At 64.5% G+C, this 21,720-nt stretch carries 16 protein-coding genes and 1 tRNA gene; 11 read left to right on the forward strand and 6 right to left on the reverse strand.

The features are described from left to right. Positions 1 to 67 precede the first annotated feature (67 nt). Positions 68 to 817, forward strand: a complete 750-nt coding sequence (locus tag GDR53_RS13900; RefSeq protein WP_193335068.1) for a 2-keto-4-pentenoate hydratase — start codon at positions 68 to 70, stop codon at positions 815 to 817. Positions 818 to 986: 169 nt separating this feature from the next. Continuing rightward, positions 987 to 1,062 (forward strand) — tRNA-Ile (locus GDR53_RS13905). Between the two features lie 43 nt (positions 1,063 to 1,105). On the opposite strand, the gene GDR53_RS13910 is transcribed toward GDR53_RS13905, so the two are convergent. Genes GDR53_RS13910 through GDR53_RS13920 form a run of 3 tightly spaced genes read right to left on the reverse strand, consistent with a single transcriptional unit; the run spans position 1,106 to position 4,071 of the window. Further along, positions 1,106 to 1,861, reverse strand: a complete 756-nt coding sequence (locus tag GDR53_RS13910; RefSeq protein ID WP_193335069.1) for an ABC transporter ATP-binding protein — start codon at positions 1,859 to 1,861, stop codon at positions 1,106 to 1,108. After that, the gene (locus tag GDR53_RS13915) at positions 1,855 to 2,931 is read right to left on the reverse strand and encodes a FecCD family ABC transporter permease (RefSeq protein ID WP_193335070.1); all 1,077 of its coding nucleotides are present in this window, start codon (positions 2,929 to 2,931) and stop codon (positions 1,855 to 1,857) included. The genes GDR53_RS13910 and GDR53_RS13915 overlap by 7 nt, the downstream gene beginning before the upstream one ends. A 3-nt stretch (positions 2,932 to 2,934) precedes the next feature. Then, the gene (locus GDR53_RS13920; protein WP_193335071.1) at positions 2,935 to 4,071 is read right to left on the reverse strand and encodes an ABC transporter substrate-binding protein; all 1,137 of its coding nucleotides are present in this window, start codon (positions 4,069 to 4,071) and stop codon (positions 2,935 to 2,937) included. A gap of 104 nt (positions 4,072 to 4,175) precedes the next feature. On the opposite strand from GDR53_RS13920, the gene GDR53_RS13925 reads away from it, so the two are divergent. From GDR53_RS13925 to GDR53_RS13940, 4 genes are all read left to right on the forward strand, one after another. Next, positions 4,176 to 4,958 carry a class I SAM-dependent methyltransferase gene (locus GDR53_RS13925; RefSeq protein WP_193338101.1) on the forward strand — a complete coding sequence of 261 codons (783 nt, stop codon included), beginning with the start codon at positions 4,176 to 4,178 and terminating at the stop codon, positions 4,956 to 4,958. A 157-nt stretch (positions 4,959 to 5,115) separates the two neighbouring features. Continuing rightward, positions 5,116 to 6,348: an efflux RND transporter periplasmic adaptor subunit gene (locus tag GDR53_RS13930; RefSeq protein ID WP_193335072.1), complete on the forward strand. Its 1,233-nt coding sequence runs from the start codon at positions 5,116 to 5,118 to the stop codon at positions 6,346 to 6,348. Position 6,349: 1 nt separating this feature from the next. Continuing rightward, positions 6,350 to 7,063, forward strand: a complete 714-nt coding sequence (locus GDR53_RS13935) for an ABC transporter ATP-binding protein (RefSeq protein WP_193335073.1) — start codon at positions 6,350 to 6,352, stop codon at positions 7,061 to 7,063. Continuing rightward, positions 7,053 to 8,264: an ABC transporter permease gene (locus tag GDR53_RS13940; protein WP_193335074.1), complete on the forward strand. Its 1,212-nt coding sequence runs from the start codon at positions 7,053 to 7,055 to the stop codon at positions 8,262 to 8,264. The genes GDR53_RS13935 and GDR53_RS13940 overlap by 11 nt, the downstream gene beginning before the upstream one ends. Before the next feature lie 62 nt (positions 8,265 to 8,326). On the opposite strand, the gene hemN is transcribed toward GDR53_RS13940, so the two are convergent. Next, positions 8,327 to 9,673, reverse strand: coding sequence for an oxygen-independent coproporphyrinogen III oxidase (hemN, locus tag GDR53_RS13945; RefSeq protein ID WP_193335075.1), 1,347 nt, complete (start codon positions 9,671 to 9,673; stop codon positions 8,327 to 8,329). Positions 9,674 to 10,073: 400 nt separating this feature from the next. Here hemN and GDR53_RS13950 point away from each other — a divergent pair, with 400 nt between their 5' ends. Together GDR53_RS13950 and GDR53_RS13955 are read left to right on the forward strand one after the other, a co-directional pair. Continuing rightward, entirely contained in the window at positions 10,074 to 12,743 is a 2,670-nt protein-coding gene (locus tag GDR53_RS13950; protein WP_193335076.1) for a PAS domain-containing protein, read from the forward strand. Further along, positions 12,740 to 13,096, forward strand: coding sequence for a response regulator (locus GDR53_RS13955; protein WP_193335077.1), 357 nt, complete (start codon positions 12,740 to 12,742; stop codon positions 13,094 to 13,096). Before GDR53_RS13950 ends, GDR53_RS13955 begins: the two co-directional genes overlap by 4 nt. 10 nt (positions 13,097 to 13,106) lie before the next feature. Here the strand turns inward: GDR53_RS13955 and GDR53_RS13960 are convergent, their stop codons facing one another. Beyond that, positions 13,107 to 13,745, reverse strand: coding sequence for a LysE family translocator (locus tag GDR53_RS13960; RefSeq protein WP_193335078.1), 639 nt, complete (start codon positions 13,743 to 13,745; stop codon positions 13,107 to 13,109). A gap of 31 nt (positions 13,746 to 13,776) precedes the next feature. After that, positions 13,777 to 14,718 carry a nucleoside hydrolase gene (locus GDR53_RS13965; RefSeq protein WP_193335079.1) on the reverse strand — a complete coding sequence of 314 codons (942 nt, stop codon included), beginning with the start codon at positions 14,716 to 14,718 and terminating at the stop codon, positions 13,777 to 13,779. Between the two features lie 224 nt (positions 14,719 to 14,942). On the opposite strand from GDR53_RS13965, the gene GDR53_RS13970 reads away from it, so the two are divergent. The 3 genes from GDR53_RS13970 (at position 14,943) to glgB (ending at position 21,682) form a co-directional block, all read left to right on the forward strand. Further along, positions 14,943 to 16,799, forward strand: a complete 1,857-nt coding sequence (locus GDR53_RS13970; RefSeq protein ID WP_408639763.1) for a monovalent cation:proton antiporter-2 (CPA2) family protein — start codon at positions 14,943 to 14,945, stop codon at positions 16,797 to 16,799. A 103-nt stretch (positions 16,800 to 16,902) separates the two neighbouring features. Continuing rightward, positions 16,903 to 19,380, forward strand: a complete 2,478-nt coding sequence (locus tag GDR53_RS13975; RefSeq protein WP_193335080.1) for a glycogen/starch/alpha-glucan phosphorylase — start codon at positions 16,903 to 16,905, stop codon at positions 19,378 to 19,380. A gap of 106 nt (positions 19,381 to 19,486) precedes the next feature. Beyond that, positions 19,487 to 21,682, forward strand: coding sequence for a 1,4-alpha-glucan branching protein GlgB (gene glgB / locus GDR53_RS13980; RefSeq protein WP_193335081.1), 2,196 nt, complete (start codon positions 19,487 to 19,489; stop codon positions 21,680 to 21,682). The last annotated feature ends 38 nt before the right edge of the window (positions 21,683 to 21,720 follow it).

The raw sequence follows: 21,720 nt of genomic DNA on the forward strand, positions 1-21,720 counted from the left end.
TGCACCGGGTCGGGCGGATCGGCATGGTGCCGGCAAGAGGGCGCCATCGCCCCTGATGAGGAAATCCATGTCTGACGCTATCGAAGCCGCCGCCCGGGCGCTGTTTGACGCCCGCCGCACGGCCCAGCCGATCACCGCAGTGCCCGCCGAATGGGTGCCGCAGACGCTGGCCGATGCCTACAGACTGCAGGATGCCGTGATGCGCCATGAGGGCGTGGCCGGGGGCTGGAAGGTGCTGGCGGGCGCAGAGGGCGAGCCGATGTGCGCGCCGATCCCGGCCTCGCGCTACCACGCCGATGGGACCAGCCTCGACCAGGCGGGGCTGCTGATTTTCCTCACCGAGGTGGAAGTGGGCGTCAAGCTGGGGCGGACGCTGGCAGAAAAGGGCACGCCCTATACGCCCGAAGAGGCGGCTGCGGCGATCGTGTCGCTGCATCCGGCGCTCGAAATGTGCGCCAGCTCGTTCGATGCGGGCGTGGAGGCGTCGCACCTGCTCAAGATGGGCGACCTGCAGAGCAATGCTGCGGTGATCGTGGGTGCCGCCCTGCCGGCGCCGGCCACGCTGGACCTGGCTAACCTCGACATCGCGCTGGCCTATGACGACGCGCCCGTGGCCGGCACGGCGGTGGGCGCCAGCTGGCAGCAGATCGTCGAGGCCATTGCCTGGCTGGCCAATCACGCCATCAGCCGCGGGCTGAGCCTGAACGAAGGCGATGTCATCATTACCGGTGCACGGGTGAAGCATCCGGCGACGGGGCCGATGGAAGTGGAAGCGCGGCTGGCCGGCATGGCGCCGGTAACGCTGACGCTGACATAATAGCGGGCGGGGCCGGGGCCGGAGCACGCGCCCAGGTCTGGCTGCGGACAGGGACGCGGACCGGGAAAGGTGCTGGCCTGGGTCGCGGCCGCCCGGGGTGTGCGTGACCTGTCCATTCTCTTATCGAGGGTATTGCGCTGTCCAACCGGATGTCGCAAAAGCCTCTCGGGGGCCTATAGCTCAATGGTTAGAGCCGACCGCTCATAACGGTCTGGTTCCAGGTTCGAGTCCTGGTGGGCCCACCATATTCTCCGGCTGTTATTGCACCCCGTATCGGCTGACCGTGGGCTAGGCGGCGACGCCGTCGACGATGACGTGGTCGAACTGGCGCGAGCATTTTTCGATGCGGGCGTCGACGCCGTAGACCTGGCGCAGCATAGAAGGGGTAATGACCTCGAGCGGCGCGCCACAGGCCTGCATCCTGCCATCGGCGATGAGCAGCACCTTGTCGGCAAAGCGCAGCGCCTGGTTGAGGTCATGGATGGCGATCAGGACGATCATGCCTTTCTGCCTGGCCTGAGCCTGCATGAAGCTGAGCACTTCGACCTGGCGGTGCAGGTCGAGCGCGCTGGTCGGCTCGTCCATCAACATGACATCGGGTTCGCGAACCAGCGTCTGGGCCACCGATACCAGCTGGCGCTGCCCGCCGCTCAGGGCAGCCAGGTCGCGGAAGGCGATGGGGAGGATGTTGAGGGCGTGCATGATATGGTCGATGAAGCCAAGATCGGCGTCGTCAACGGACCAGGCGCTGCCCTGCTTGCGCGCGAGCAGAATGGATTCATGGACGGTCAGCACCGCATTGGCCGAGGTGTCCTGTGGCATATAGCCGATGGCCTTCTTGCCTTTTCCCGTCTCGGTCAGCCGGATTTCACCGGGCCCCTTCAACAGGCCGGCAATGCGCTTGAACAGGGTCGACTTGCCGGCGGCATTGGGGCCGATGACGGCGACGATTTCGCCAGCCTGCAGCGGCGGCGTGGAGATGCCCGAAACGGTAAGCTTCTTGCCGTAATAGGCCCCGAGATCGTCGAGCTGAAGCGCTACCATGACCGCCTCACATTGGCGAGAATAAGGGAAATGAAGAACGGCACGCCGACCAGCGCGGTGATGATGCCGATGGGGAAGACGACGCCCGGAATGATCGACTTGGAGACGATCGAGGTCACCGAGAGCAACAAGGCGCCGGCCAGCACGGAACCGGGCAGGAAGAAGCGCTGATCCTCGCCCAGGATCATGCGGGCGATATGGGGGCCGACCAGGCCGACAAAGCCGATGGTGCCGACAAAGCTGACCGGCACCGAGGCGAGCAGCGAGATGATCAGCATGGTCTCGAGCCGGACATAGCGGACGTTGACGCCAAAGCTGGCCGCCTTGTCTTCGCCGAGCCGGATGGCGGTGAGTGCCCAGGCATTGCGGGCAAACAGCGGCAGCGCGATCAGCAGCACGGCCAGGGTGATCCAGATCTTGGGCCAGGTCGCCTTGGTGAGGCTCCCCATGGTCCAGAACACCACCTGCGACAGCGCCTGTTCGGAAGCGAGATATTGCACGAAGGCCAGCAGCGCATTGAACGTGAAGACCAGTGCGATGCCGAGCAGCACCACGGTCTGCACCGTGACGCCCCGGGCCTGCGACACGAAATGGATGAACAGCGTGGCGCCGAGCGCCATGATAAAGGCATTGACCGGCACGACCAGCCCGGCAGCGACCGGCAGCAGCGGCACGGTGGTGACGATGCCCAAAGCCGCGCCAAAGCTGGCAGCGGCGGAAATGCCCAGGGTAAAGGGACTGGCCAGGGGATTGGCGAGAATGGTCTGCATCTGCGCGCCGGCAACGGAGAGGGCGGCACCGACCACGACGGCCATGACGGCGACGGGCATGCGGATGTCCCAGACCACGGTGCGGACCTGCGCCGAAACGGCGTCGGGGTTGAACAGCGCCAGGATGACCTGGTCGAGGCCGTAGCGGGCCGGGCCCCAGGCCAGATCAACGGCAAAGGACAGGCAGAGCGCCACGGTCAGGGCGGCCAGAATGAGCAATTTGCGACGGGTGCGGGCGCGGTATTCACCGCGCCCCTCCGCTGCCGCTTCCGTCAGGATGGTGATGTCAGCGGCGGTCATGGCTTACTCGTCAGCCTTGAGCGAAATCCAGGCGCCCGGCTCATAGGCGATGGGCAGGAACCGGTCGTAAAACTCCTTGAACGTGGCGTCGGCATCCACGTCGGCAAACAGCTCGGGGTGGAACCACTTGGCCATTTCCTGGATCGCCACGAATTGGTAGGGGCTGGTGTAGAACTGGTGCCAGATGGCGTGAACGTCGCCATTTTCGACAGCGGTCGAGCCAACAAAGGCGGGTGCATCCACGAGTGCCGCCAGGGCGGCGCGGCTGGCATCGACGTCATCGGCAGCGCCGGGTCCGACGCTGACAAAGCTGGCGGCGTCGGGGGAATTGCGCCAGTCCGAACCCGTCACCACGATGATGTCGGGATTGGACGCGATGACCTGCTCGGCATTGATCGAGCCGGTATAGCCGGGCAGGAAATCGGAGCCCAGATTATGGCCGCCGGCCAGATCGACCATCAGGCCGAAATTGTCCGGACCAAAGGTGCCGCAGCATTCCACCAGACCTGCTGCGCGGTACATGAAGACGTCGGGACGCTCGGGATTGTTGTCGGCGATGACTTTGGCGATCGCGTCCATCTTGCCCTGCCAGAAGTCAGCGACTTCGGCAGCGCGCTCTTCCTTGCCGAACAGCTGGCCCAGAATGTGCAGGCTGGGCACGGTATTGTCGAGGATGTGCTCGCGGAAGTCGACATAGACGATCTTGACGCCAATGCCTGACAGCATCTCTTCGAGCTTGACCTCATCGGCCGCCGTCTTGTTGCCGATGGGTAGGATCAGCACGTCGGGGTTGAGGGTAACCACCGTCTCGGTCTGCAGGGTGCCATCGGTCAGATTGCCGAGGAAGGGCAGATCCTTGGCCTCGGGGAATTTTTCGACATAGGCGTCAAAGGAGACCTGGTCGGTCGTCCACAGATCGTTGCGCCAGCCCACAACATGGGCGAACGGATTTTCCGTCTCGATGGTGGCCAGCGAATAGAGCATGCGGCCTTCACCCAGAATGGCGCGTTCGACGGGTTTGTCGAACGAGACTTCGCGGCCAGCAACATCGGTAACGGTAAAGGCCTGGGCGAAAGCAGGCATGGAGAACGACGCCAGCCCCGCGACAGCCGACAGGAGCACCAGACGCGACATTTTCATTTTGATGTCTCTTGGAAACTTGATAATGGATGTCACCTATAAAAGATGATCCCTGTTATCAAGATTTATCTTTTAGAGTTATTCCAAGGTGTTACGGAGCGATCATGACCGAGTTCGGGGCAAACTATTCCATCCGCGATGAAATTCGCGATTTCTGGTCCGAGCGGGCGGCCACGTTCGATCAGAGCGTCGGACACGAGATTTTCTCGGAAGCGGAGCGGGCGGGCTGGCATGGGCTGATCCGCAAACATCTGGGGGACGGTGACGGTCGCGCTGCGCTGGACCTGGCCAGCGGCACCGGCGTGATCTCACACCTGATGAACGATATGGGCTTCAAGGTCACCGGCGTTGACTGGTCCGAAGCCATGCTGGAACAGGCGCGGGCCAAGGCAACAAAACGGGGTACGGACATCCGCTTCATCATGCGCGATGCCGAGAATACGCAAGAGCCACGCGGCAGCTACGACGTCATCACCAACCGGCACTTGGTGTGGACGCTGGTCGATGCGCCTGCGGCCTTCCGGGAGTGGTTCGAGCTGCTCAAGCCCGGCGGCAAGCTGCTGATCGTCGACGGCAATATGGGCCGCAAGAGCTGGGTGACCCGGCTGCGCCTGGCATTCGGCGGCAAGGCGGGACACGGAAACCTCGCACCCGGCATGTCGGAGCGGCTGCAGCGCATTCGTGAACAGGTGCATTTTTCCGGCGACATGCCGGCGGAGGCCGTGGTGGCGGCGCTCGTGGCCACCGGCTTCGTCCATCCCGTCATTGATCGCCGGCTTGGTGCGATTCACTGGCCGCAGGCCCGCAAGATGGGCTTCTGGAGGGCGCTGGAACGCCTGACCCAGGACCGTTTTGCGATCTGTGTCACCAAGCCCGACAATTCATAGCGGCTTTGCAGATCTCCTTGCGTCATGCGCGTGCGGATCGGCCGGGCATGGCCGGCCGCAGCGGCATTGGTTGATCGGGGTCAATTCCGGGGCGGCGAAAGCGCGCTAGCGTGGCTGCGAACCAATTGTCCCGGTTCACCGCAAGCTGGGGTTTGCCATGCAGCAAAATGCGCCCGATGTCGCCGCCGTGCTCGCGGCAGAAAACCAGCGCAGCGCCCAGCGCCGCCGCGTTACCCTGATTGCGCTGGTCGCCGTGGTGCTGGCCGCGGGGGGCGGCTGGTGGTGGTGGACGGCGGGGGCTGCGACGCGGAGCGCCCAGACCTACCTGACCGAAGCGGCAGCGCCGGCCGATATCAGCGTGATCGTGGTGGCCACCGGCACGCTGGAGCCGACGGGCGAGGCGGATGTCTCGAGCACCCTGGCCGGCACGATTGCGACCGTGCATGTCGATGCCAATGACAAAGTATCAAAAGGGCAGGTGCTGGCGCGGCTGGCCATGGGTGACCTTGATGCCCGGCTGGCCGGGGCGATCGCCATGGTCAGCAGCCAGGAGGCCAATCTGCTGGTGGCCGATACCAACCGGGCCGATGCCGAGGCGGTGCTGACGCGCACGCAGGCGCTGTCGAGCGGGCAATCGGTATCGGTGCGCGAACTGGAACTGGCGGCATCGGCGGCCAAGCGCGCGCAGGCGCAGCACGCGGTGGCCGAGGCGCAGCTGCGCGCGGCCCGCGCGGACCTGCAGGCGGTGCGCAATGATTATGACAAGGCCTGTATCTGCGCGCCGATCGACGGGGTGGTGCTGGAGGCCAATGTCAATCCGGGCCAGGCTATCATCACCAGCGCCGGGCTTGGCCAGGCCCTGTTCGTGCTGGCCGAAGATCTGCATCGCCTCTCGCTGGAGGTCGATATCGACGAGGCCGATATCGGCAGCGTGCAACAGGGCGACACGGCCAGCTTTGCCGTCGAGACCTGGCCGGACCGGGTGTTTGCCGGCACCATTCGCAAGATACTGTTCGCACCCAATATCGTGGATGGCGTGGTCAGCTATCGGGCCGAGCTGGACGTGGACAACGCGGACATGCTGCTGCGTCCGGGGATGACGGCGACGGCCGATATCGTGGTGGACAATCTCGACGACGTGCTGAGCATTCCCAATGCGGCCTTGCGGTTTTCGCCCGAGGTGGCGGCGGGCGGCAGCCTGATGGGGGGGATGATGCCGACCTCGAGCGTGGTCAGCCAGAGCGGGGAACGCAGCGTGTGGCTGCTGCGCGACGGCGCACCGGTCGAGGTCAAGGTCACTGTGGGTCTGACGGACGGGCAGCGCAGCGCCGTCAGTGGCGACGCCATCAAGGCCGGCGACCAGGTGGTTGTCGGCACCGTGGCGCGCTAAGATGGTGACCAAGGCGCCGGTGCTGGTGGAACTGAGGGGCCTGACCAAGACCTATGGCATGGGCGACGGCACGGTGCGGGCGCTGGACGGGCTCGACCTCAGCATCGGTCGCGGCGAGCTCATCGCCATCATGGGGCCGAGCGGATCGGGCAAATCCACGGCAATGAACATTATCGGCTATCTCGACATGCCGACGGACGGACAATACCTGTTCGACGGCGTGCCGGTGCAAGCGGTCAGCCGGGCGCAGCGTACCCTGCTGCGGCGCAGCTTTCTGGGCTTTGTCTTCCAGGGCTACAACCTGCTGTCGCGCAGCACGGCCATCGAAAATGTCGAACTGCCGCTGACCTATCGCGGCGTGGGCCGCGGCGCGCGGCGCGATCTGGCGCAGGCGGCGCTGCGCCGCGTCGGGCTTGAGGGACGCGAGCATCATCTGCCGTCACAACTGTCGGGCGGGCAGCAGCAGCGGGTGGCCATTGCCCGCGCCATCGTCACCAGCCCGATGCTGCTGCTGGCCGACGAGCCGACGGGCAATCTCGATACGGCGACGAGCCGGGACATCATGAACCTGCTGGTCGAGCTCAACCGGGAAGACGGCATCACCATTGCCATGGTGACCCATGAACCGGACATGGCGGCCTATTGCCGGCGCCAGATCCGCATCGTCGATGGCAAGGTGCAGCACGATAGCGGGGAGCCTGGCCATGCTGATTGAATCGATCCGGCTGGCGCTGAGTGCCGTCTGGCGCAATGCGCTGCGCTCGCTGCTCACCATGCTGGGGGTGACGATCGGGGTGGCGGCGGTGATCAGCATGGTAACGCTGGGGCAGGGCACCACGGCCGAAGTCGGCGAGAGCGTCGCCAGCCTGGGCAGCAACCTGCTGATGGTGCGGCCCGGCCAATATAGCCAGACGCCGGGCGGCGGCGGCGTCGGCGTGGCGAGCCTTGAGACCGCCGATGCGGAGGCGATCGCCCGACAGGTGGACCGGGTGCGCGTGGTGGCGCCGACCGACAGCCGGTCGCTGACCGTCATCGCCAACAATATCGACTTCTTCACCACCGTCATCGGCACCGACAACCGCTATCTCGATACGCGCGAATGGGGCGTGGCGAGCGGGCGGGCCTTCGAGGAGGGCGAAGTGCGCGCCGGCTCATCGGTCTGCATCATCGGTGCCGGCGTGGTGGACGAGCTGTTCAACGGGCTCAACCCGCTGGGCGAGCCGATCCGGCTCAAGAAGATGGTGTGCCGGGTGGTGGGCGTGCTTGAAGAAAAGGGCGGCTCGGCCTTTGGCGCCAATGAGGATGACGTGATCATCGTGCCGCTGCGCACGCTGCAGCGCCGCATTTCGGGCAATTCGGGCGTGACGCTGATCTATGTGGCGGCAACGGACGAGGGCGCCATTACCCAGGTCAAGGACGACGTCACCGCGCTGATGCGGGAAAGACGGCACCTGTCGGCCAATGAAGACAATGACTTCATGGTCATGGACATGCGGCAGATCGCCAGCATGCTCGACACCATCATGGGGGTGCTGACGGGGCTCTTGTCGGCGGTGGCCGGGATCAGCCTATTGGTGGGCGGCATCGGCATCATGAACATCATGCTGGCCTCGGTCACCGAGCGGACGCGGGAGATCGGCATCAGGCTGGCCATCGGGGCGCGGGAATCGCAGGTGCTGACGCAGTTCCTGGTGGAAGCCACGGTGCTGTCCGCGCTGGGCGGGATCATCGGCATTGCGCTGGGGCTGGGGGTGTCGGCGATCGGGGCGAGCTATCTCAAGGTGCCCTTCGTGCCCGATCCGCTGGTGGTGCTGCTGGCCTTCGGTTTCTCGGGCCTGGTGGGGGTTGGTTTCGGCTATTTCCCGGCGCGCAATGCAGCCCGGCTCGATCCGATCGAGGCGCTGCGGCGCGAGTGAGCATTGACCCGCCGCCAACCTGGGGCGGCGGCGGGTCAATGCGCCGAGATGCGGCGTCGCGTTCAGATGGCCTTGGAATAGCGGGCGCTGTCCTGCGCGAGATAGGCGTCAAAGGTGGCGGCGACGGTGCGGACGAAGGGCCGACCGGCATCGGTAATCACCAGGGTGCCCGGCTGCAGGGTGGCCAGGCCCTTGGTGTCTTCCATGGCAAAGGTGACCGCCTCGCAGATCACCGGCTCGGCGGCCGCACCGAAGCGCTGGCGCAGTTCGGCAAAGCTCAGGCGGAAATCACACATCAGCCGTTCGATGGCGTGACCGCGCAGCTTGTCGTCCGCGGTGAAGGCCAGGCCACGCGCCACGGTGCCTGTGCCGGCAAGAGCATGGCGTTCGTATTCGCCGGTGGCGACAATGTTCTGCACATAGCCTTGCGGCAGCCGGCCGATGGCGGAGGCGCCCAGGCCGATCAGGGCGTCGTGTTCGTCGACGGTATAGCCCTGGAAGTTGCGCTGCAGCGTGCCGGCCGCAGCGGCGAGCGCCATGGCGTCATGGGGCAAAGCAAAATGGTCAAAGCCGATATTGACGTAGCCGGCGGCGCGCAGCACGTCGGCCGCCGCGGTGGCTTGGGCAAAGCGCTGCTGGCTGTCGGGCAGGACCTTGTCGTCGATCATGCTCTGGTGCTTCTTGATCCAGGGCACGTGGGCATAGCCGAACAGGGCGATGCGCTCGGGCTGCAGCGACACCACCTGGCGGGCGGTGTCGATGGCGCCGGCAACGGTCTGGTGCGGCAGGCCATAGAGCATGTCGATATTGATGGAAGCGACGCCGCGGCTGCGCATGGCCTCGACCACGGTCCGGGTCTGGTCAAAGCTCTGCAGGCGGTTGATCGCGGCCTGGACCTGGGGATCGAAATCCTGCACGCCGATACTGGCGCGCGTCAGGCCGGCGGCGGCCCAGGCGTCGAACTTGGCGGGCTCCATGTCACTGGGGTCAAGCTCGACGCTGAACTCGACCGTGTCGGTGACATTGAAGGAGCGGCGCAGCAGGGCGGTCACCGATGCAATGTCGGCAGCGGCTAGCATGGAGGGGGAACCGCCGCCCCAGTGGATGGCGGTCACCGGGCGTTGCCCGACCAGGGCGCCGATGCGGGAAATTTCGGCGTGGAGCGCCTGCAGGTAGTGGGCGATCGGGGCGTAGCGATTGACCTGCTTGGTGTGGCAACCGCAGAACCAGCACAGCCGGTCGCAAAAGGGCAGGTGCAGATAGAGCGAGATGCGCGCATCGGCCGGCAGTTCGGCCAGCCAGGCTTCATACTGAGCCTGACCGATGCCGGCATGGAAGTGCGGCGCGGTGGGATAGCTGGTGTAGCGGGGCACCGGCGTGGTCAGTTCAGCGACAAGGGCGTTGGGCATCGGGTTCTCCATTGCCCTGACTGATAGCGGTTTGGCGGAGAGGCTTCCTTGACCTTGGTCAATCGCCCGGACGATCACGGCGGGACGGGCCGGCGCGGTCACTGCTGCGCTTTAGGAGCAAAGTCCTGTGGCAACTCCGCCAATGCCGTGCCGTTCGCCGCGGCATTGGCGCGCAGGTGCGTCAATGTTGACGTCAATGCACAAGCTGGGCGGCCAGCTTTGCCGTAAGACGTGGCACGCGGCAGCAGGGAATAGTGGCCGCAGAAAATCCTGATGCCGGAAAGTTTTGCTGCCCCCACCTTTGCGGGCCGCGTTGTCCGAACGGGCGCCAGATTTGTTGTGGTGCCCGCGTGAAATGTGGTTATGTCGGGGCCATGAGGGTGACGATTTGAGCATTGCAATGGATCGACGCGGGCCCCGCCTCGGATTGCACCGTGCTGCCACCACCCTGGTTGTCGCGCTGGTCGCGTTCATCGCCGTCGGATCGGCCTATCTGGTCTGGAAGACCTATAGCGACGCCGAAGCCCGCATCAGCGGCCAGACCGAATCGGGAGCACAGGTGGTGGCGGCCAGCATGGGCTGGGCCATCGAGACGGCCCACCAGGTATTGCGCCGGGTCGACAATTCCCTGGGCGAAGAAGTGATCGCCCCGCCCACCGACGGCGCCAGCGCGCTGATCGATGCCACGGCCAATCTGCCGGGGGATGTGCGGGTCTATGTCGTCAATACCGATGGCGCCACGCTGCTGACGACAGACCCTGAATTCACCCCCATCGATGTGCGCGACCGCGAATATTTCACCGCCGTGGCGGAGGGCGCGCCCTGGCATATCTCGTCCATGCTGATCAGCCGGCTGAATGGCCAGCAGATCTTTACCGTGAGCAAGCGCGTCGAACGCAATGGTGTGTTTGCCGGGGCGGCCATCCTCTCGTTCAATTCGGACCTGATGCAGGCGATCTGGGAGTCGCTCGACATGGATGAGCGCTCAACCGTGGCGCTGATCCGCGACGATGGCCAGCTGGTATCGCGCTACCCCCTGTCGGGCGGACCGGTCGATCTCAGCGACCAGCCGCTGTTCACGCAATATCTGCCTGCGCAGACTTCGGGCACCTATCAGGCGGTGTCGGCAGTGGATGGGGTGGAGCGGGTGGTGGGCTATCGGCGGATCGAGGGCAGCAATCTGATTGCCGTGGCCTCGATCAACCGGGATGCGGCCTATTCCGCCCTGAACCAGTCGATTCTGACCCTGCTGGCCCTGGCCATTCCGGCCGGGATCGGCCTGCTGCTGGCCGGCTATTGGGTGTTTCGCCTGCTGCAGCGGGACCGCCAGCAGCTCGAGATCGAAGCCGAGTTCGAAAGTGTCGCCGAAGCCATGCCCAACCATGTCTGGACGGCCACGCCGGACGGGGTCTTCGACTGGTTCAATTCGGAGGTCTATGGCTTTACCGGCCTTGACCATGCGGCGCTGGCCGGCACTGGCTGGATGCAGGTGGTGCATCCGGATGACCGGGCCGGGGCTGCCAGCAGCTGGCAGGCGGCGCTGCAGACCGGGGAGTCCTATGACGCCGAGCTCCGCCTGCGCGGAGCGGACGGGCGCTATCGCTGGCATCTGGTGCGGGCGGTGCCGACACGCAATGGCAAGGGCGTAGTGCAGCGCTGGATCGGCACCAATACCGATATCGACGCGCAGAAGACCTCGGCCCAGGCGCTGGCGGACAGCGAAGCGCGGTTGCGGCTGGCCATTGTCGCCGGGCAGATGGCGGTGTGGGACCTTGATACGACGACCGGTGTCATCAGCCCCTCGCCGTCACTCAACCGGCTCTATGGCTTTGCTGAAGATGCCATGCCGACCACCGAGGACTATGTCTCGCGCTATGCGCCGGGCGAGCGCGAACGGGTCGAGCAGGTCCTGGCCGAGACCATTGCCCGCGGCGACCGGGAGCTGGAAGTGGAAGTCCGCCATGTCTGGCCCGACGGCACGGAAAAGTGGCTGCTGATCCGGGCGCAGCTTGGGCTGCCGGACGATGCCGGCCGCACGGTGGGCGTGGTGATCGACATCACCGAGCGGCGGTCGGTCGAGGAAGCCCTCAAGCGCAGCGAGCGGCGCTTCCGCCTGTCGCAACAGGCGGCCGGCATTGCCTCGCTGGAGCTCGATATAGCGAGCGGAACGGTGCTGGGATCGGACCGGTTCTGGGAGATCTGGGGGCTGGAGCCGCGCGAGAGCATTCACATCAGTGCGCTCGAAGCCATTGTCGTGCCCGAGCATCAGGATGTGCGCTCGACGGCCGAGACGCGGCAGTCGGGGACGGCGGCGCCGCATGTGGAATACCGCATCAAGCGGCCGGACAATGGCGAGATCCGCTGGCTGGCCCGCCATATCGAGTTCCTGCACGATGCCACGGGCAGGCCGATCAAGATGTATGGCATCATGCAGGACATCACCGACGAGAAGGCGGCCCAGGCGCGCCAGCAGATGCTGACCCATGAGCTCGAGCATCGCATCAAGAACATCCTGGCCATGGTCTCGGCCATTGCGTCACGCACGCTGCGCGATACCGATCTGGTCACGGCGCGCGCCGCCTTTACCGAGCGGCTGCAGGCGCTGGCGACGGCGCATGACATCCTGACCACCACGCAGTGGACCGAGGCGTCGATTGCCGATGTGGTCAACGCAACCATCGTGCCCCTGCCGAGCGAGCAGATCCGGGCCAGCGGTCCCAATGTGATGCTGCAACCCAAGACGGCCTTGTCGCTGGCGCTGGCGATCAACGAACTGGGCACCAATGCGCTCAAATATGGCGCGCTGTCGGTGCCGACCGGCCAGGTCGAGATCGACTGGCGGTTTGAACCGGCGGCAGCAGGCGGATACACGCTGTACTGGCGCTGGGCGGAAAGTGGCGGGCCAGAGGTGATCGCGCCGACCCGGAGCGGCTTTGGCTCCTTTTTGGTGACGCGCGTGCTGGGCGGCGACTTTGGTGGCGTGGCAACACTTGACTATCCGCCCACCGGCGTGGTCTGCGCTTTGACGGCGCCACTGGACAAGAGCCAGGTAACAGGAATGCAGTCATGACGAGCGTATCGGGCGGGGTGGTTCTGGTCGTGGAAGACGAGGCACTGCTGCTGTTTTCCATCGCCGATGATTTGCGCGAGCTGGGGTTCAGCGTGCTGGAAGCCCGCAATGCCGACGAAGCCGTGGCTCGGCTCGAGGCGCATGCCGAAATAGCCGTGGTGTTTACCGATATCGACATGCCCGGCTCGATGGACGGGCTGGGGCTGACGGCCCTGGTCGACCAGCGCTGGCCAGCCCTCAAGGTCGTGGTTACCTCAGGCAAGAAGCTGCCCGATCGCGCCGCGATGCCCGAGGGCGTGCAGTTCCTGTCCAAGCCCTATGCGATCGAACAGGTGGTCCGCGCCATCGGCTGATCCGGCCGGCTCAGTGCTGGAAGACAACCAGTCCGGCGGCAGTGGCCATCATGACGCCGGCAGTCTTGTTGAGACGGCCCAGAGCACGCTCGCTCTTGAACATTTCGCGGGCGGCCGAGGCGAGCCAGGCATAGCCGCAGCCGATGATGAGCAGGACCGTCACCACGATGAAGGTCAGTTCGCCGAAGGCTACGGGGTTCATCTGGTCGAGCGGGATGACGGTGGGCAGGATGGCCAGATAAAACACAATGGTCTTGGGATTGCCCATGGTCAGGGAGAAGCCGGCCAGGAAAGTCTTGAGCCAGGCTTCGTTCCTGGGCTTCATCTGCTCGGCGCCGGGGCGGGCGGTCCAGAACTTGTAGGCGATATAGAGCAGGTAGGCGGCGCCGGCCCAGCGCACGACGACAAAGACCGGGCCGAACCAGGTGGCGACTGCGGCGAGGCCGAAGACGGCAAAGACGAAATAGACCAGATCGCCGGCTAGAATGCCCAGCACCATGGGAAAGGCCCCCTTGAAGCCGCCGCCCAGAGCGCGGGCCACCACCGCCGCCACGCCTGGTCCGGGGACCAGGACGGCAATGGCATAGGCGATGGTGAAGGTCAGGAGGGTAATCGGTTCCATGGCGACGCCTTTGCTGGTCTCAGACATTATCCCGGCACGACGGGCGCGGCAATCGCCGTCAGGGCAGGCGGGCCAGGCGCTCGAGCAGCAGGGCATAGAAGCCGTGGGCATCGACGTGGCGCAGGAAGTTGACGTTCCGCTCGCGGTGGGTGACGTGCCAGTAATCGGCGACGGTCATGCCGATGGTCAGCTCGCTGGCGGTCTCGATCACGACATTGCACTGGCGGCCGGCAAACAGTTCGGGGCGCAGCAGCCAGGCGATGACGGTGGGATCGTGCAGGGGGGCGCCGTCCCAGCCATATTTGACCAGGTCAAAGGTCTCCGAAAAGGTCAGCATGGCATGGGCGGCTGTGGCGCTGTTATTGCCGATGGCCAGCATGGCGCCCAGCCGTTCCGGCGTGGACTGGACCTGGTGGGTGACGTCGAGCGGCAGCATGGTGATGGGCGCGCCGCAGCGCATGACGATGTCGGCGGCCTCGGGATCGACATAGATGTTGAATTCGGCGGCCGGGGTGATGTTGCCGACCTCGAAATAGGCGCCGCCCATCATGACGATCTCGGCAATGCGCGAGGCGATCGCCGGCTGCTTGATCAGCGCCATGGCGATATTGGTCAGCGGCCCCAGGGTGCAGAGGGTAATGGTGCCGGGCTCGGCCGCCATCAGCGTGTCGATGATGTAGTCGACGCCGTGCTGGGGCTGCAGCTGGATCTGCGGGTCGGGCAGATCGGGGCCATCGAGGCCCGTCGCACCATGGACGTGCTCGGCCGTCACCAGGGGGCGACGGATGGGGCGGGCACAGCCGGCATAGACCGGGACATCCGGCCGGCCGGCGAGTTCGACGATCTTGCGGGCATTGGTGGCGTTGTGGTGCAGGCCGACATTGCCGGCCACGGCGACAATGCCCAGAACCTCAAGCTCCTCGGGCGAGGCCAGGGCCAGGAGAATGGCGACGGCGTCGTCCTGACCGGGGTCGGTGTCGATGATGATCTTGCGTGACATGGAGGGCCTTGGAGTCGGAACAGATTGGACAGATTTGCCGGACACTAGCGAGTCGGTTGATCGGGGTCGACAGGGGCAAGGGCGTTCCCCGCGAAATATCGCCAGGCCATTCGCGAGCCGGTCGAGTCAGCCTGGACATGGCGTAGACCCTCCATGCGCAAGCGGCGCTTGACGGACCGGCGCAAGCCATAAAAGCTCCGCCACTGATTTGGTGGGAGCATGTGATGGCCAGCGAGATTGTCGAGCACGGCGTGGCGGCCGCCGCCCATGGCATTGACCTGATCCCCGTGGTCGCCCTGCTGGGCGCGGCGGTGATCGGGGTACCCTTGTTCAAGCGGCTCGGCTTGGGCTCGGTGCTGGGTTACTTGGCGGCTGGATTGCTGCTGGGGCCTTCGGGCATCGGTCTGATCCGAGACCCAGAATCGGTGCTGACAACGGCCGAGCTCGGCGTCGTGATGTTCCTGTTCATCATCGGCCTGGAAATGGAGCCGTCGAGGCTCTGGGCCCTGCGCAAGCAGATCTTTGGCCTGGGCGTGGTGCAGGTGGCGGTCAGCGGCGCGCTGCTGACGGGCGTGGGCGTGCTGCTCGGCTTTGCGCCGATCGTGGCCTTCGTCTTTGGCATGGGGTTCGTGCTGACCTCGACCGCCATCGTCATGCAGATCCTGGGCGAACGGGGTGAACTGACCAGCCCGAGCGGCCAGCGCGTGGTTTCCATCCTGCTGCTCGAAGACCTGGCTATCGTGCCGCTGCTGGCGGTGGTCGCCCTGCTGGCGCCGGCCTCAGGGCCCGAGGTCGGCCTTGTGGGCCGCGTGTTGGCGGTGGCCGTGCCGATCGGGGTGGTGGCCCTGCTGATCGTGGCGGGCCAGCGGATCATGAACCCGCTGTTTGCGCTGCTGGCCTCGTCCAAGCAGCGCGAGGTGATGACGGCGGCGGCGCTGCTGGTGGTGCTCGGGGCGGCGCTGCTGTTCCAGGCGGTGGGTCTGTCGATGGCCATGGGCGCATTCCTGGCCGGCGTGCTGCTGTCGACATCGACCTTCCGGCGCCAGCTGGAGGTCGATGTCGAGCCGTTCCGCGCCATCCTGCTCGGGCTGTTCTTCCTGGCCGTGGGCATGTCGCTCGACCTTGGCACCGTGGGAGGCCAGTGGCAGATCATCGCGATGAGCTTGGTGGCCTATATGGTGGTCAAGGCAGTGGCGATCTATGTGATCGCGCGGTTGCTGAAATCGGACCATGACGAGGCGCTGGAGCGCGCGGTGCTGATGGGGCAGGGCGGCGAATTTGCCTTTGTGCTCTATACCACGGCGGCGACGGCCGGGCTGATCGACGGGCCGACCAATGCGATTTTCACCGCGACGGTGATCCTGTCGATGGTGCTGACGCCGCTGCTGATCGTGGGCATGCGCCTGCTCACGCCCAAGCCGGTGCAGTCGATGGACGGGGTGGAGGAGGTCAATGGGCTGAGCGAGCGGATCCTCGTGATCGGCTTTGGCCGTTTCGGCCAGATTGCCACCCAGACCCTGCTGGGGCAGGGGCACCGGCTCTCCATCATCGATAATGACACCGACATGATCCGGGTGGCCGCGCAGTTCGGCTTCAAGATCTATTATGGCGACGGCACGCGGCTCGATATGCTGCGGGCGGCGGGGGCGGCCAATGTCGATCTCGTGCTGATCTGCGTCAATGACAAGGCAGCGGCGACGCAGATCGCCGAACTGTTCCGTGACGAATTTCCGCTGGTCAAGGTCATGGCGCGCGCCTTTGACCGCGTGCATGCCATCGAACTGGTCAAGGCCGGGGTGGATTTCCAGCTGCGCGAGCTGTTTGAGTCCGCGGTGGTGTTCGGCGCCCAGGCGATCCGGACGCTGGGGGCAACGGAAGACGAGATCGAAGCCGTGGTTGAGGGCGTGCGCGAACGCGACCGAATGCGGTTCAAGGCGCAACTGTTCGACGATGTCAGTGCGATCGATGCGGCGCAGAAACTGCTGCTGAAAAACGCCGTCGAGCAGGCGCGCGAAGGCGGCGTGGATATCGATGCGGACAGCGTGGCCGATGCGGTCAGCAAGATCACGCGACCGACTTAACCAGGCCAGCATGTTCGGTCCCGGGGGGCTTTCGTCCACGGAAATTAAGTGCCACAGTGAGGTGTCTGAGGGGACCTTATCGTCATGAAATCTGGATTGCGACATGCCGCAACAGCCGATCGTCTACGACGCCCCTACGCCCGAACCACGCGCCATATCCGTTGAGGCCATTCAGGCGGAAATCCTCGCCAGACTGATCTATTCGGTGGGCAAGGACCCCATTGTCGCGCGGCCGCATGACTGGCTGGCCGCCACGATCATGGCGGTGCGCGACCGGGTGATGGACCGCTGGATGGAGTCGTCGCGCGAGACGTGGCGGACGTCGCACAAGCGGGTCTACTATCTCAGCCTCGAATTCCTAATCGGTCGCCTAATGCGCGACGCGATGAGCAATGTCGGCTTGATGGAGCCGGTGCGCGAAGCGCTCAAGAACCTCAAGGTTGATCTCGGCGACCTCATCGACCTCGAGCCCGATGCGGCTTTGGGCAATGGTGGCCTCGGCCGGTTGGCGGCGTGTTTCCTTGAATCCATGTCGACGGTGCAGATCCCGGCCTATGGCTATGGCATCCGCTATGTACATGGCCTGTTCCGTCAGGAAATGAGCGAAGGCTGGCAGGTCGAACTGCCCGAAGACTGGCTGGCACATGGCAATCCCTGGGAATTCGAACGGCGCGAAAGCGCCTATGAAGTCGGGTTTGGCGGCCATGTCGAGCCGGTGACAGATGCCGATGGCGAGGTGCGACAGGAATGGCGCCCCAATGACCATCTGCTGGCAGTGGCCTTCGATACGCCCATCGTGGGCTGGCGCGGCGCCCGGGTGAATACGCTGCGGCTGTGGAGCGCGCAGCCGATCGATCCGATCCTGCTCGACAAGTTCAATGCCGGCGACCATATCGGCGCGCTCGAAGAGAGTGCCAAGGCGGAAGCCATTACGCGCGTGCTGTATCCGGCGGACTCGACGGCAGCCGGCCAGGAATTGCGGCTGCGGCAGGAGTTCTTCTTCTCGTCGGCCTCGCTGCAGGACATCGTGCGCCGGCATCTGCAGCAATATGGCGATCTGGGCTCGCTGCCCGACAAGGTCGCCATCCAGCTCAACGACACCCATCCGGCCATCTCGATCTGCGAATTGATGCGCATCCTGATGGATGACAATGGGCTCAAATGGGCGGAAGCCTGGAAGCTGACCAAGGGCACGTTTGGCTATACCAACCACACGCTGCTGCCCGAGGCGCTGGAAAGCTGGCCGGTGGCGCTGCTGGAGCGGCTGCTGCCGCGACATATGCAGATCGTCTACCAGATCAATGCCGAAGTGCTGACCGATGCGCGCGGGCGCGCCAAGTTCACCGACGCGCAGATCGCCAATGTGTCGCTGATCGACGAAAATGGCGGCCGCCGCGTGCGCATGGGCCAGTTGGCCTTTGTGGGGTCGCACTCGATCAATGGCGTGTCGGCGCTGCATACCGAGTTGATGAAGCAGACGGTGTTCGCGGATCTGCACAAGCTCTATCCCGACCGCATCAACAACAAGACCAATGGCATTACGCCGCGGCGCTGGCTGATGCAGTGCAATCCGGGGCTGACCCAGCTGGTGAGCGAGACGATCGGGCCGGAATTCCTCGACGATATCGAACTGCTCAAGGGCCTGGACGCCTATGCCGACAACGCTGCTTTCCAGAGCAAGTTCGCGGCGGTGAAGCTGGAGAACAAGCAGAAGCTGGCCAAACTGATCAAGGATCGGCTGGGGATCAAGGTCTCGCCCGATGCCATGTTCGATGTGCACATCAAGCGCATCCATGAATACAAGCGCCAGTTACTCAATATTATCCAAGCTGTTGCGCTGTATGATGAAATTCGCGCCCATCCGGAACGCGACTGGGTTCCGCGCGTTAAGATCTTTGCAGGCAAGGCGGCACCCAGCTACTGGAACGCCAAGCTCATCATCAAGCTGATCAACGACGTGGCCAAGGTGATCAACAATGATCCGGCGGTGCGCGGCCTGCTCAAGGTGGTGTTCCTGCCGAACTACAATGTGAGCCTTGCCGAGGTCATCGTACCGGCTGCCGATCTGAGCGAACAGATTTCGACTGCCGGCATGGAAGCCTCGGGCACGGGCAATATGAAATTCATGGCCAATGGCGCCATCACCATCGGCACCATGGATGGGGCCAATGTTGAAATGCACAAGGAAGTGGGCGCCGACAATATCGTGATCTTTGGTCTCACCACGGCAGAAGTTGACGCCATGCGGGCCGAGAACGCACCGCCGCGCGAAGCGATCGAGGCCTCGCCGCGGCTGCATGAAGCGCTCGAAGCCATCGCGACGGGCGTGTTCTCGCCGGATGATCCGAACCGCTATCGCGACCTGATCAGCGGTGTCTATGATCATGACTGGTTCATGGTGGCGCGCGATTTCGATGCCTATGCCAAGGCGCAGGCCGAGGTGGACGACATCTGGCAGGACAAGAAACGCTGGACCGCCATGGCGATCCGCAACACGGCGCGGGTGGGGTTCTTCTCGTCCGACCGGACCATACGGCAATATGCCCGCGACATCTGGGGCGTGGCCGTACCGGAAAAGTGACAGTTGCAGCAGGCGGCAACTGGCGCTCAAGACTAGGCCTGCTGAGTATTTTTGATTTTTGACAGGGCAGCCGAATGATCGGTGGGCCTGGTCCGGGGAGCAGCGCGTGACCAAGGAAGACTGGCAAGCCGATATTGGCGAAGTGGAGGCCGTGGTCAGCGGCCGGCACCCCAATCCCTTCGGATTTCTGGGCCTGCAGGAGGTCGCCGGGCAATGGGTGCTGCGCGCTTTCGTGCCGCATGCAGAACTGCTGAGCGCCTTTACCCTGGATGGCAAGCCGCTGGGGCACCTGATCCCGCGCCATGCCGGTGGCTTCTTTGAAGGCAAGGTATCGATCAGCCAGCGCCAGCCGATCCGCTATCGCGCCAAGAATGCCGGCGGTGAATGGGATGTCTATGACGCCTATTCGTTCGGGCCGGTGCTGGGCCCGATGGACGACTATTATATGGGCGAGGGCAGCCATTTGCGGCTGTTCGACAAGCTCGGCGCCCATGAGATGGAATTCGAGGGCATCCATGGCACCCATTTTGCGGTGTGGGCGCCCAATGCGCGGCGCGTCAGCGTGGTGGGGCCGTTCAACGAATGGGATGGCCGGCGCCACCCGATGCGCAACCGCTTCGAAAACGGCATCTGGGAAGTGTTCATCCCGGTGCTGGGTACGGGCACACTCTACAAGTTCGAGATCGTCGGCGCAGATGGCGTGACACAGCCGCTCAAGGCGGACCCGTTTGCGCGGCAGTCGGAAATGCGGCCCAAGACCGCCTCCATGGTGCCCGACCCGACGCCGTTCACCTGGACGGACGAGAAATATATCGAAGAGCGCGCCACGCGCGACTGGCGCCGCACGCCGATGTCGATCTACGAGGTGCATCTGGGCAGCTGGCGCAAGCGCCCCGATGGCGGCTTTCTGAGCTATGACCAGCTGGCCGAGCAGCTGGTGCCCTACGCAGCGGACATGGGCTATACCCATATCGAGCTGATGCCGATCTCCGAGCATCCCTATGATCCGAGCTGGGGCTACCAGCCGACCGGGCTTTACGCTCCGACGGCACGGTTCGGCGATCCGGCCGGGTTTGCGCGCTTCGTCGATGCCGCCCATGAGGCCGGGCTGGGCATTATCCTTGACTGGGTGCCGGCGCATTTTCCGACCGATGCGCATGGACTGGCCCATTTCGACGGCACCGCGCTCTATGAACATGCCGATCCCCGCCAGGGTTTTCACCCCGACTGGAACACGGCGATCTACAATTTCGGCCGCAAGGAAGTCGTCAGTTTCCTCGTCAACAATGCGCTTTACTGGCTGGAAAAGTTCCATATCGACGGCCTGCGCGTGGATGCCGTGGCGTCGATGCTCTATCTCGACTATTCGCGCCAGCAGGGCGAGTGGATCCCCAACAAGCTGGGGGGTAACCAGAACCTTGAAGCGGTCGAGTTCGTGCGAAGGGTCAATACCGAGGCCTATCGGCTGCATCCGGGCACCTTCATGATCGCCGAGGAATCCACCTCCTGGCCGGGCGTCAGCAAGCCGGTCGATACCGGCGGGCTGGGCTTCGGGTTCAAGTGGAACATGGGCTTCATGAACGACACGCTGCGGTTCATGAGCCGCGAGGCGATCCATCGGCGCTACCATCACAACGACATGACCTTCGGCACGGTCTATGCGTTCAGCGAGAATTTCGTGCTGCCGCTCAGCCATGACGAAGTGGTGCACGGCAAGGGCTCGCTGCTGGAGAAGATGCCGGGCGATGACTGGCAGAAGTTCGCCAATCTGCGCGCCTACTACGCCTTCATGTGGGGGCATCCAGGCAAGAAGCTGCTGTTCATGGGGCAGGAGTTCGCGCAGCGCGACGAATGGGCCGATGCCAAATCACTGGACTGGTATCTGCTGGACGCCAGCATGCATGAGGGGGTGCGGCGGCTGGTGGCCGACCTGAACCTGGCCTATCGCGAATTGCCGGCCCTGCATGAGCGCGACTGTGAGCCGGAAGGATTTGAGTGGGTGATCGGGAACGATCACGCCAATTCGGTGTTTGCATGGTTGCGCAAGGCCCCGGGCAGCGATCCGATCCTGGTGGTTTCCAATTTCACGCCCGTGCCCCGCTCGGGGTACAAGATCCCGATGCCAATGGCGGGAAAATGGGTGGAACGGATCAACACGGATGCCGGCTGGTATGCAGGCTCCAATACGGGAAACCAGGGTGCAGTGGAGGCTTATGCCGTGGAAGGCCAGCATTGGCCAGCCGAGGCTGAGCTCTACCTGCCACCCCTGTCGACCCTGTTTCTGAAATTCGAACCAGCGTGAGCTGATTGAGATACGGCCCGGACAACGGGCGCTAGTGG

It is taken from the genome of Devosia beringensis, assembly GCF_014926585.1.
In the GTDB taxonomy this organism is placed as follows: domain Bacteria; phylum Pseudomonadota; class Alphaproteobacteria; order Rhizobiales; family Devosiaceae; genus Devosia; species Devosia beringensis.